We start from the raw sequence: 12,108 nt of genomic DNA, 5'->3' as shown, positions 1-12,108 counted from the left end.
ACGATTACCTGTGGTTCTGTGAACAGGTGTTGCGCAAAACGGGATTAGACCTGCAGCAGTACAAACGCCCCCAGATGGAGAGGCGGCTGCGCTCAATGGCGGAGCGCGTCGGAGCACGAAACCTCGAGCAGTACTGGGCGATTCTGGAGAAAGACCAGCGGCAGTTCAATCAGTTCATCGACCGAATCACCATCAACGTGTCCGAGCTGTTCCGCAACCCGGAGAAATTTGACGAACTGCGTCGGGTGATACTTCCCGAGCTGCGCCGTCTGGGCAGTCCACTGAAGGTGTGGAGCGCTGGATGCTCGTACGGGGCGGAACCCTATTCGCTCGCCATTTTGCTGGAGGAGATGCGTCCACTGAGCTATCACATCCTCGCTACCGACGTGGACGAGACCATCCTGAGTAAGGCGAAAGAAGGCATTTTCGCTCCCGAGGATATGCGCAACGTTTCGCCAGAGTGGAAACAGAAGTACTTTGTGCAGCAGGGTGACCGGTATCAGGCGAAGCCAGAGCTGAAACGAAACATTGTCTTCCGCAAGCATAACCTGCTGGCGGACCCGTTCGACACCGGATTCCACCTGATTGTGTGCCGGAACGTCGTCATCTACTTTACCGAGGAGGCGAAGAACAGGCTTTACGAGCGGTTCTTCCAGTCTCTGGTGCCCGGCGGAGTGCTCTTCGTCGGCAGCACGGAGCGAATCTTCAACTACCGGGAACTGGGCTTCGAGATGCCTCTGTCGTTTTTCTACCGCAAGCCTGCGCCGGGAATGCGCAGGGCGGCTTAAACATGGAATAACACCACAGGAGGAACGTGAAGGGGGAAGAGTGATGGGTAAGAGAGTACTGGTTACCGATGACGCGCTGTTTATGCGTGTCACGCTGAAGAACATCCTGACGCAACACGGCTACGAGGTGGCGGGCGAAGCCACCAACGGGCGCGAGGCAGTGGAGATGTACAAGAACCTGAAACCCGACCTGGTCACGATGGACATTACCATGCCGGAGATGGACGGCATCAGTGCGGTGCGCGAGATTAAAAAGATCGACCCCGAGGCGCGCATCGTGATGGTGACCGCCATGGGGCAGAAGAACCTGGTGGTGGAAGCCATCCAGGCGGGCGCAAAGGATTTCATCGTCAAACCCTTCCAGCCTGAACGCGTCATCGAAAGCGTGCAGAAGCTGCTGGGCAACTGAAAGGAGTCTCAACATGATGCGAGTGGAATATATCAACCCGTTTGTCAGCGCGGCATACTCGGTGCTGGAGATGGTGCTGGGGGTCGTGCCTGATAAGGGACAGCTGGCGATGCGCCCGGGCATCTTCACCACCCAGCAGTGTAGCATCGTCATGGGCGTGACCGGCAAGGTCGAGGGCACGGTCATCTACGGGATGAGCCTGACCACTGCCGACAAAATCGCGTCGCACATGATAGGACAGCCCATCCGCACCTTCGATGCGCTGGCTGCCAGCGCAATAGCCGAACTGGGTAACATGATTACCGGGAACGCGGCAGCACTGTTAGCAGAGAAAGGTTACACCTGCGATATCTCGCCGCCCAGCATCATTCGCGGCAGCAACGTCAAAATCTCCACCGTAAACACCCCCGCGCTGGTGGTGCCCATCACGCTGGGAGAGTTCGGTGACCTGGAAATCAACGTCAGCCTGCAGGAGAGAAAATAACATGCGAGTAGAAGAACGTGCAGCCATGAGCCTGCTGGCGTCGATGTTGCGCAGTGAGCAGAGGCAACAGGAGTATCAAATCAAGCTCCTGCGCAAGACAATGGATGCCCAGCAGCAGAGCGGTGAACAACTGGTACAGATGATTGAGGACGCCGGAAAGCTTCTCGACATCCGGGCGTGACGCTTCAGGAGGAGGTTACCCATGCCTCAGGAAGGACAGAACCTGTATGTGCAGGCAACGGTAGGCGGGGAGAGGGTGGGCTTCCCCGTCACCGCGGTACGGGAAATCATCCACGTTCCGCCTATCGCGCGCGTTCCCCGCGCACCACGCTGGCTGCAAGGCGTAGCCGCTTTGCGGGGAGCCACCATACCCGTGGTATGCCTTCGGGAACGGTTCGGAATGGAACCGACATCGCCCGACCCGCAGATGCGCGTGGTGGTAGCGGAAGTGAACGGACAGCCGGTCGGTTTTCTGGTGGATAGCGTCAGCACCGTGCACCACTTCGCCGAAGAGGATACCGAGCCCCCAACGGCTCTCTTGCTCAACGAACAGAACGACTACGTGCAGGCTATCGGGCATGATGGCGAAAGGCTGGTGCTTCTACTTGACCCCAATCGCCTCCTGGACAGGAAACAGGTGGAACGCATACAACGACTCGCTGCGCCACAGGCCGCCTGAAGATTTCCACCCTACCTTGAGATCCCGGCAAGCGAACCAAGCTTCGCTGGACGCTGCAACCATTTAGCAAAAAAAATGGCGGGGTAGCTAGCCCCGCCAAATGCGCACAGTCTCCCGTGTTCGCTTGTTGTTGTGTAGAGGGTGCTGTTAAGCCTGTCTTCATCGCCGCGAAGGAATAACCCGAGCGATGATTGCTACTTGCTTTTCCTGTCGTCGCGGCGTGTCCCTCTTTCCGCTTATTATTATATCATGGCTTTTGTTAAGAAAATGTTAAGATTGAGATTTTTTGCACAGGTTGATTACGCATTCCGGGCACGCCGCTCTGCATGGTTTGACAATAAACCCACGATTTATGCAATGACTATCTAGCATCAGGCTATCCCGGGCAGGGGGCAGGCGGGTTTACGGACACAGCAGGTGATTACCACGCCATCAAGATACGACACAGAATCTCCACCGGGTGTCCGGCGGATTGATGGAACATCGCGGCTGCGGCTTGCGTTAAAGTTTATTTTTATGATATACTAGGTCAACAATGCATGAATCGGAGGCTTGACATGTCGAGTTCAAACCAGCCCATATGGATGCACCTCAGTGCGGATGGCAAGTGGGAAGGCGGGATGCGTGCACGCCTGCAAGTGCGCGATTTCGAACCCATCTATAGCGATGAGCCGCCTTCGTTTGGTGGACAGGACAGTGCGCCCAACCCGATGGAGCTGCTGCTGGCAGCACTAAACGGCTGTCTGGCTGTGATGACGCAGGTCATCGCGCGTGAGAAGGGTATTGACGTATACGGCGTCACCCTGCACGCCGAAGGTGATTTGGACCTGCGCGGCGCGATGGGCGACCCGAATGTGCCCCCTTACTTCCGCACGGTGCGGGAGCGAGTGGAGATTCAGACCTCTGCCTCGCCAGAGCAGGTTCGGGCTTTGCAGGAAGAGGTGCAGCGACGTTGCCCGGTATACACCCTGCTGAAGGCGGCAGGTGTGGAGTTGCACAGCGAGTGGACGGTGCAACATCCCGTAGAGACTTCCCCCGCACGATAGTAACGCCAACACCTCCGCAGGAATCGCTGTTCGCAGTGCGAATGAGAAGCACAAAACCTGCGGAGGTGTCGCCATGTCTGTAGCACCAGCATGTGAATGTCCCAGAGGTTGCCATTTCCGCTTCGAAGGCTGGATAGGCGAACGCCTGCAAGCCAACCTGAATCAGTGGTTGTTGACCGCGCCCATCGCCAACCCGGCGATGTTGCAGATGTTTCGCGACCGCGACCGCAAGCCCCGCCGTGCGCTGGTGCCCTGGGCAGGCGAATTTGCCGGAAAATACCTCATCTCCGCTGTGCAGGGCTACCGCCTCAGCCGTGACCGACGCCTGCGTGACCTTCTGCAGTGGTTCGTCAGGGAGCTGATTTCCGTGCAGGACGCAGACGGCTATCTCGGTCCCCACCCGAAACCCGAAAGGTTGACCGGCAAGACGCACGACGGACAAAGCCCGCTCTGGGACCTGTGGGGGCACTACCACTGTATGCTGGGGTTATGGTACTGGTGGCAGGAGACGGGCGATGCCGACGCCCTGCAGTCCGCCTGCAAAGCGGCAGACCTCATCTGTCGCCGATTCCTAGATAGTGGCACGCGCATTCTCAGCGCGGGCGCGGAGGAGATGAACATGGCAATCAGCCATGTGCTCTGCCTGCTGTATCAGTCAACGCGGAATACGCGCTACCTGCAGATGGTGCGCGAGATAGAGAAGGACTGGGAAACACCTCCCGCAGGCGACTATGTACGCACTGCATTACGCGGTGTGGAGTTCTATCAGACGCCCAAGCCCCGCTGGGAAAGCCTGCCCAATGTGCAGGCGATTGCCGAGCTCTACTTCATCACGGGCGACGAACGCTACCGGCGGGCAGTGCTGCACATCTACCGCAGTATCCGCAAGACCGACCGGCATAACAGCGGCGCGTTCTCCTCGGCGGAGCAGGCAGTGGGTAATCCCTATGACACCCGCGCGATCGAGACCTGCTGTGTCATTGCATGGATGGCGCTGTGCATCGACGTGCTGCGCATCACGGGTGACCCCACCGTCGCCGATGAGCTGGAGCTGGCAACCTACAACGCCGTGTTAGGGGCACAGCATCCCTCCGGCAGGTGGTGGACCTACAATACCCCGATGGATGGACTACGCCGCGCCGCAGCACACGACATTGTGTTCCAGGCGCATCAGGGCGCGCCGGAGTTGAACTGCTGTTCGGTAAACGCGCCGCGCGGGCTGGGAATGCTCTCCGAATGGGCAGTGATGTGCACCCCCGGAGGCGTGAATCTGAACTATTATGGACCCGGCAAGATGCAGGTGCACCTCATGCGCGGAAGGACACTTACGCTGACCGTGCAGGGCGACTATCCCTGTCGGCAGGAGGTGCAGATAGGTATTGGCTTGACCCATCCGACGGAGTTCGCCCTGCGCCTTCGCATTCCGGGGTGGTCGCGCAAGACAGAAATCTGGCTGAACGCTCAGCGTGTGCCCGACGTCATGCCTGGAACCTATCTGAGTCTACAACGCGAGTGGCGCAGTGGTGACACCATCCGCATCCGGTTTGACTTCAGCCTGCACGCCTGGCTGGGTGAACGCGAACAGGCAGGAAAGGTATCGCTGTACAGAGGACCGGTTTTGCTCGCCTATGACCAGCGGTTCAACGCCATGGACCCCGACGAGGTGCCGACGCTCAGTCTTTCACACCTGCATTACGTGGAGGAACAGAAAAAGGAATGGCTGCCGCCGCTCTTTTTACTGCGCTTCGCCACGACGGACGGACGTGCCCTCCGGCTGTGTGACTTTGCCAGTGCGGGCGCAGCAGGTACGGTGTACCGTTCGTGGCTGCCGGTGCGCGACACCGCCCTCTCCGATGAGATGCGCAGTCCGTTCGCAGTATAGATTGACCGAAGACCGCTTTTGGTGATACACTATGAAAGGAAGCTTCCATTGATGGGAAAGGGACGGGTGCATGATGATGTCATCGTTCCGCTGGCTAAGAAGGCTTTTGCTCCTTGCGTTCCTCGTGTGGGTGGGATTCGCGCTTGCTCAGAAACCTGCAGACGTGCCCCCGGTCATCGTGATGCGCATGGAGGGGGTGATTGCCCCGCCAAACGCCGAGTATTTCTCGCGCACCCTGCGGTTAGCCCGTGAGCGCGGCGCGCAACTGCTGGTGGTGGAGCTGGACACCCCCGGCGGTTTGATGACTTCGATGGAAGACATCGTGAAAGCCATCCTTGCCAGCGATATTCCGGTCGCGGTGTATGTGTCGCCGTCGGGAGCGAAAGCGGGCTCGGCAGGCACGTTCATCACGGTCGCATCGCACATCGCGGCGATGGCGCCCGGAACCAGCATTGGGGCGGCGACACCCGTTTCGGCTACAGGAGAAGATGTGCCCCGCGCGATGGAGAAAAAGGTGACCAACTACGCCGCATCTTACATCCGTTCTCTTGCCGAGCAACGGGGACGCAACGCCGAATGGGCGGAGCTGGCGGTTCGGGAAGGCGCGGCGATCAGTGAAAAACAGGCACTGGAAAAGCGCGTGATCGATTTGGTAGCTCCCAACCTGAACGCTCTGCTGGAGAAGATAGACGGGCGCACGGTCAAACTTCCCCAGCGCACGGTGGTGCTGAAGACGCGCGAAGCTCCAGTCCAGCGTTCGGAGATGGTATTCCGGGAGCGTCTGCTGCAGGTACTGGTCAACCCGAATGTGCTGGCGATTCTGGGCGTGCTGGCGCTGTACGGGCTGATTGCAGAGATTCAGAACCCCGGAGCCATCTTCCCCGGCGTGATTGGGGTTATCTCGTTGTTGCTGATGCTGTACGGCTTTTCGGTGCTGCCCGTCTCGTGGGCAGGCATTGCCCTGCTGGTGCTGGCGGTTATCCTGTTTATTGCCGACGCCTTCGCTCCATCGCACGGCGTGCTGACACTGGGCGGTGCTGTATCCATGCTGTTGGGACTGCTGATGCTCTTTGAGACACCCGACCCTGCCCTGCGGGTCTCCTGGGTGGTTGCGCTGACGCTGACCGCGCTGACCTCGTTCTTTTTCCTGTTCATCGTGGCTGCCGGCATTCGGGCACAACAGGCACGCCGGGTAACCGGCATGGAAGCGATGAAGGGCGCGGTGGCTGTGGCGCGCACCGACATTTCCCCGCGTGGGAAGATTTTCTATGATGGCGCGTACTGGAACGCCGTCACCGAAGGAGAATCCATTAAGGCGGGCGAACGAGTGATTATCGAGAGGATGGAAGGTTTGACCGCCATCGTGCGCAAAGAGGAGGGAACATCATGAGCACCATCGAGCAATTGCTGACAAGCGAGTCGGGTGCGTTTCTCATTGCGATAGTGATTTTTGCCATTCTGGTCATTCGAGCAACACTGCGTGTGCTGCCCGAGTGGGAGCGGGCTGTGGTGCTGAGGTTGGGGCGGCTGCTGGGAGTGAAGGGTCCCGGCATCATCTTCCTGTTGCCGTATATCGACCGTCCCATTCGCGTGGATACCCGCCTGGTGACTATGGACGTGCCTCGCCAGGAGGTGATGACGCGCGATAACGTGCCGGTGACCGTCGATGCTATCGTGCTGTTTCGGGTGATAGACCCCGCGGCGGCAGTCACCAAAATCGAGAACTTCATCCGCACCACCTCCCTCATCTCGCAGACCACTTTGCGAAGCACCTTGGGGCAGGCCGAGCTGGACGACCTGCTATCGCACCGCGACAAGATTAACCAGCAGCTGCAAAGCATCATCGACGAGCAGACTGAGCCCTACGGCGTGAAGGTAGTGGCCGTCGAGGTGCGCGACGTGGTGCTACCCGATAGCATGAAGCGGGCGATGGCGCGCCAGGCGGAGAGCGAGCGCGAGCGGCGTGCGAAGGTCATCAATGCGGAGGGCGAGTATCAGGCAGCGGAACGCCTCGTGCAGGCGGCGCAGATGATGGCAACCCAACCCGCTGCGCTGCAATTGCGCTATCTGCAAACCATCTCCGAAATGAGCGCACAGAGCACCAGCACCACCATCATTCCTGTGCCCGTCGACCTGCTGTTACCGTTTATCCGCCAGGTGGGTACACCGCCCACTCCGCCTGCGCAACCTTCATCCCAGCCGGCGGGAGGAGAGTAGGCCGGAATGGCGACGTTGTTGCCGAGGGGGGTATATACCGCTCTGGTTACGCCCTTAACCAAAGCGGGAGAGGTGGAGTACTCCCTCTTCCAGACGCTGGTGGACCGGCAACGCGAACGAGGTGTGGTCGGACTGGTGGTCTGCGGCACCACAGGAGAAGGAACCTCGCTGAGTGTCGAAGAGCGGGAGCGCGCTATCGCTACCGTGCGTGAATGCGCTACCGACATAGTGGTGATTGCAGGAACCGGCTGCGCCAATCTGCCCGAAACGGTGCGGCTGAGCCGCTTTTCCCAACAGCACAGATGCGATGCGATCCTCGTTATCCCACCTTTTTATTACAAAGGCATCTCCGATGAGGGGCTTGTGGCGTATTATATGCGTCTCCTGGACGCTGTGGACATTCCTGTGGTTCTGTACAATTACCCCGAGCTGGCGGGTGTAGACATCAGCCCCGCGGTCGTGGAAGGGCTGCTGGACTACCCCCACCTGATTGGCTTGAAGGACAGCTCGGGCAACTGGGAGACGCTTCTCTCTTTTCTGCTGCGTTTTCCCCGTCTGCAGATATTTGTGGGAGCCGAAAACCTGCTGGCAGACGCGCTGGCCTCGGGGGCAGCAGGCTGTATCTCCGGATTGGCAAACGCCTTTCCCGAACTGATGGTAGATATCGACACCACTTCGCGCCGGGGCGAAGATACCACCCTCCTCAACGAACGCCTGAGGGCGGTGATGCAAGCCGTAGATGCCCTGCCGTTCGTTCCGGCCATCAAGCAGATATGCGCGTGGCGAGGTCTGCCCACAATGTCGGTACGTCCCCCTTTGCAGGACCTGACCGCACAGCAGGCAGATAGTCTGCGGCGCAGCCTGAAATCGCTGGGAATGCAGTGAACCATGCGCATCGGCGTGAACGTGCATCTGCTGTCCACCACGCACACCGGTATTCAGCACTACATCCGTGCCCTGGTGCCGGAACTGATTGCACAGGCAACCTCACACGAACTCGTGCTGTACGGTGAGCCTTCGCGACTGTCCATCCCCGTCTGCGGGCAGGTTCGATGGGTGCCCGCGTCGCGACCACTGCGTTCGGGTACCCAGCGGGTGCTGTGGGAGCAAACCATCCTGCCACGCTTGCTGCAAAGGGACAGGGTAGGTGTGTTTTTCTCGCCCGCTTTCATCCTGCCAATGCGCTGGCACGGTGCGGGAGTGGTTACCGTCCACGACCTGAATTTTGAGGTCTCGCCCGAAACCATCCATCCCGTGCGGCGAGCATATCTGAGATGCATCACCCGCTGGAGTGTGCAACGCGCGCGGAAGGTTATCGCCATCTCGCGGTCTACGGCTTCCGACATCACGCGACTGTACGGTGTGCCGGGTGAGAAGGTGGCGGTCATTCCGTATGGTCTGGACGCCATCTTCACCCCGGAGAACGCCCATGCGCTGGAGCCGATGGTAAGGGTGCGCTATTCCCTGCCGGAGCGATTCCTGTTGTTTGTGGGCACGTTAGAGCCGCGCAAGAATCTGCCCCGCTTGCTGGATGCGTATGCGCTGGTAAGGCAGCGTGCAGAACTTCCTCCGCTGGTGCTGGTGGGCGCGCCCGGCTGGCAACACGAGCGCATCTCGGCACAGGCACGCCGTCTGGGCATCCGGGAACGCCTGGTGTTTGCGGGCTACATCCCGCGCGAGCATCTGCCGGGCGTGTACGCCGCCGCTACGGCGCTGCTGTACCCGTCGCTGTACGAGGGGTTTGGCTTGCCGCCTCTCGAGGCAATGGGCTGCGGCACGCCCGTGCTGGCGTCCAGCACATCCGCGATGCCCGAGGTCGTGGACGACGGAGGCATATTAGCCGACCCTCACCACGCACAGGCGATTGCCGAGGGTATTCTGCGCATCACACAGGACGGGACTGTGCGCCAGCAACTGGTGGAACGTGGGCTGGAGCGTGCCAGACAGTTTCGCTGGGAGGCAGCGGCACAAAACACCTTGAGAGTCATCGAAGATGCCTATTCATCCTCGTGAGCAAGGTAGCCGGTTCGCTGTTGCAGGAGCAGGGCAAGCTGCTTCTGGTAACGTGAGGCGATGTCGTAGTTGGCGATGAACAACTCCTTCCCCGGGCGAGCGAACGGTTGCTTGTAGTTATTCATACCATACTGCAGCTGCCATTGCACGATACAGGCGTCGGCAAATAAACGCCTTACTTCGGGGCAGTCGTCGTAAGTGATTAACCATTGATGCGGGCATTGCTTAACCACTTCAGCAAAGCGCACGTGGTCAAAGCCAGTATGCAGTTCCCCGCGCTTTCCATACAGGCGTGAGCGTGTCGCAGAGTAGTAAGGGGGATCCAGAAAGATGAACACATCTTCACCCGGCGCGTTCACCACCTCTGCATAGTCCAGGTTGGTGATTCGCACACCCTGCAGGAGAGGAGAAACGCGCTGCAGAGCTTTGATCGATGAGTGGGTAAATCGTCCATGAAATGCGTGTTCGGAATAGCCGCCGGAATCTACAGTTCCCGAGAAGGTAATGCGGTTCAAGACAAAGAAGCGCACTGCACGTTCCAGCTCGCTGCCGGAACCATAGGTCTCCATCAGTTCATAGAACAGCCGTTTGCCATCCTGTGTACGTTCTTTAATCTCCGATACCGCTTCCACCAGAGCGCCAACATGGTCTCGTGTTGCTATCCAGAAGCAATACAATTCGTAGTTAATATCATTAATCCAGTACTGGCAGTGGGGATGGATTTGCTTCAACCGCAGGAAGACAGAACCACCTCCGACCATTGGTTCCCGAAACTCGCGGAACGGCGGGATGAGGGGTATAATCCGCTCCAACGCCCGAGACTTCCCACCCGGGAAACGCAGAGGGCTCGTTATGTAGCGATTGCTTACCATTATGCAAAAATGAGCATTGTTCCGGTGGTGTGCATCCAGCCTGGTTAGGAACCTTACCTCGCTCAACATACCACATCACCCCGCTACTGGTCAAGGCGGGGAGTGGTGTCGGATGAATCTGCCGGACACCTCATGCAGAGCGAGGCTCTCGCCGGGCAAGAGCATTGACCTCAAATGCCGATGGCGGTATTACACCCGGTAACGCGCGGGGTATAATAAGGACGCAATGAAACTCTTTCGCTTCGAGACAGAACAGACGATACCAGCTCCGTTAGAAGAGGTCTGGGACTTCTTCTCCAGTCCCGTCAACCTGAAGGTCATCACGCCGCCCTACATGGGCTTCGATATCCTGACCCCTGTGCCCGACAGGATGGAACCGGGCATCATTATCGCCTATACGGTACGCCCTCTGTGGGGGATACCGATGTTCTGGGTGACAGAGATTACCCACGTAGAGCCGTTGCGCTTTTTCGTGGACGAACAGCGTTTCGGTCCGTATCGGTTCTGGCATCACCGGCATACCTTTACGCCCGTAGAGGGCGGCGTGCACATGACCGACCTGGTATACTACGCTTTGCCGGTTCCGTTGATAGACAGCGTTATCAACCGTCTCGTGGTGCGCCCGCGCATTGAAGAGATTTTTGCCTTCCGGCGTCAGAAGATTATCGAGCTGTTCGGCAAATAACCAAAAGTGGCTACTTCATCCCGCAAAGCTGCTTGTATAGCGCGATGACCCGTCGCACATAGGTTTGCGTCTCGCGGTAGGGGGGCACACCGCCGTATTTGCGCACCGCGCCAGAGCCGGCGTTATAAGCCGCCATGGCGAGGATGATGTCATTCCAGCTCACCGTGCCCTCGCGGTAGGCGCGACCGCGCGAATAGGTGTTCAGGTGTCCATGCAACAGGCGTATCGCACCAGCCAGGTTCTGGACGGGGTCGAAGGGATTGCTGACGCCCAGTCCGCGTGCGGTGCCGGGCATCAACTGCCCCAACCCCATCGCGCCGGCACGCGAAACCGCATCGGGGCGAAAGCCCGACTCTGCCAGCACCATTGCCACCACCAGACGCGGGTCTACGCGGTAGTACCAGCTGAAAGCCAGAATGCTGTTGGTAATGACCTCCACCTGCTGAGGCTTTAGCCGCGGGTTGAAGCGCGAAATCGCACGGGCGTAGGCATCGTATACGGCACTGTGCCACTGCTCGAAGGTGATTACCGTCCCCTGGCTGGTTCGCACAGGCGTGTTGAACCGCGAGGCGAGGGGACGCGAGGCACGCTGCGGTGGCTGTTTCGATACTTCTTGCTTCTGGCGCTGTTGTAATTCCCACTGTGCGATGTCTGCCTCGTGTACCGCCTGAAGAAGGTCGACACTGCTCAAACCCACCAGGTTATCTTCTCCGACGCGCAGGAGCACCCGCAACCGTGCCCCCAGCTGCTCCTGCAGGGGCTGACTGACGCGCGGACACACCGACGCCCCATCCGCCGACTGCAGGACAACCACCTGTGCCTCGCCTATCTGACTGATGCCTTTGACGGTAGCGGTGAGCTCCACCACCTTGCCGCGATACACTTCCACATTCTGCTGCAAATAGCTGATGCCGCCCACCGGCAACGCCTTCAGGCTCTGGCGCGCTTTCACAAAGCCCGCCACGTCCGCCCACAGCGGCGTGCCGCAGCAAATGAGCAGTATGGCACATATCCACCAGACGCGCATCGCTCA

Annotated in this window: 13 protein-coding genes and 1 pseudogene; 12 read left to right on the top strand and 2 right to left on the bottom strand. The window is 59.2% G+C overall.

Annotated features, from left to right (window positions below; genetic code table 11):
- Positions 1-32: 32 nt before the first annotated feature.
- From K6U75_02355 to K6U75_02305, 11 genes and pseudogenes are all read left to right on the top strand, one after another.
- Positions 33-788 (top strand): annotated as a pseudogene (locus tag K6U75_02355) (protein-glutamate O-methyltransferase CheR).
- Between the two features lie 43 nt (positions 789-831).
- Positions 832-1,197, top strand: a complete 366-nt coding sequence (locus K6U75_02350) for a response regulator (GenBank protein MCL6473886.1) — start codon at positions 832-834, stop codon at positions 1,195-1,197.
- A gap of 13 nt (positions 1,198-1,210) precedes the next feature.
- Positions 1,211-1,681, top strand: a complete 471-nt coding sequence (locus tag K6U75_02345; GenBank protein ID MCL6473885.1) for a chemotaxis protein CheX — start codon at positions 1,211-1,213, stop codon at positions 1,679-1,681.
- A gap of 1 nt (position 1,682) precedes the next feature.
- On the top strand, positions 1,683-1,862 hold the full coding sequence (locus K6U75_02340) for a YjfB family protein (protein MCL6473884.1): 180 nt from the start codon (positions 1,683-1,685) through the stop codon (positions 1,860-1,862).
- A 21-nt stretch (positions 1,863-1,883) separates the two neighbouring features.
- The gene (locus tag K6U75_02335) at positions 1,884-2,360 is read left to right on the top strand and encodes a chemotaxis protein CheW (GenBank protein ID MCL6473883.1); all 477 of its coding nucleotides are present in this window, start codon (positions 1,884-1,886) and stop codon (positions 2,358-2,360) included.
- 557 nt (positions 2,361-2,917) lie between these two features.
- Positions 2,918-3,406, top strand: coding sequence for an OsmC family protein (locus K6U75_02330; GenBank protein MCL6473882.1), 489 nt, complete (start codon positions 2,918-2,920; stop codon positions 3,404-3,406).
- A gap of 73 nt (positions 3,407-3,479) precedes the next feature.
- The gene (locus tag K6U75_02325; protein MCL6473881.1) at positions 3,480-5,288 is read left to right on the top strand and encodes a glycoside hydrolase family 127 protein; all 1,809 of its coding nucleotides are present in this window, start codon (positions 3,480-3,482) and stop codon (positions 5,286-5,288) included.
- 73 nt (positions 5,289-5,361) lie between these two features.
- Positions 5,362-6,678: a nodulation protein NfeD gene (locus tag K6U75_02320; protein MCL6473880.1), complete on the top strand. Its 1,317-nt coding sequence runs from the start codon at positions 5,362-5,364 to the stop codon at positions 6,676-6,678.
- Positions 6,675-7,505, top strand: a complete 831-nt coding sequence (locus K6U75_02315; GenBank protein ID MCL6473879.1) for an SPFH domain-containing protein — start codon at positions 6,675-6,677, stop codon at positions 7,503-7,505. Before K6U75_02320 ends, K6U75_02315 begins: the two co-directional genes overlap by 4 nt.
- Positions 7,506-7,511: 6 nt before the next feature.
- Complete coding sequence (locus K6U75_02310; GenBank protein ID MCL6473878.1) at positions 7,512-8,390, top strand: dihydrodipicolinate synthase family protein; 879 nt, start codon at positions 7,512-7,514, stop codon at positions 8,388-8,390.
- Between the two features lie 3 nt (positions 8,391-8,393).
- Positions 8,394-9,518, top strand: a complete 1,125-nt coding sequence (locus K6U75_02305; GenBank protein ID MCL6473877.1) for a glycosyltransferase family 4 protein — start codon at positions 8,394-8,396, stop codon at positions 9,516-9,518.
- Here the strand turns inward: K6U75_02305 and K6U75_02300 are convergent.
- Positions 9,503-10,390 carry a DNA adenine methylase gene (locus K6U75_02300; protein MCL6473876.1) on the bottom strand — a complete coding sequence of 296 codons (888 nt, stop codon included), beginning with the start codon at positions 10,388-10,390 and terminating at the stop codon, positions 9,503-9,505. The two genes, K6U75_02305 and K6U75_02300, sit on opposite strands and share 16 nt — an antisense overlap.
- Before the next feature lie 226 nt (positions 10,391-10,616).
- Between K6U75_02300 and K6U75_02295 the strand changes: the two genes are divergently transcribed.
- Positions 10,617-11,075 (top strand): SRPBCC family protein, encoded by a 459-nt coding sequence (locus K6U75_02295; protein ID MCL6473875.1) that lies wholly within the window; start codon positions 10,617-10,619, stop codon positions 11,073-11,075.
- 10 nt (positions 11,076-11,085) lie between these two features.
- Here K6U75_02295 and K6U75_02290 read toward each other — a convergent pair whose 3' ends face one another.
- On the bottom strand, positions 11,086-12,102 hold the full coding sequence (locus K6U75_02290; protein ID MCL6473874.1) for a transglycosylase SLT domain-containing protein: 1,017 nt from the start codon (positions 12,100-12,102) through the stop codon (positions 11,086-11,088).
- Positions 12,103-12,108 lie beyond the last annotated feature (6 nt).

The organism is Bacillota bacterium (assembly GCA_023511455.1).
Taxonomy (GTDB): Bacteria; Armatimonadota; HRBIN16; order HRBIN16; family HRBIN16; genus HRBIN16.
Note: the sequence above shows the minus strand (reverse complement) of the source record. Positions and strands in the feature narration are given on the sequence as shown.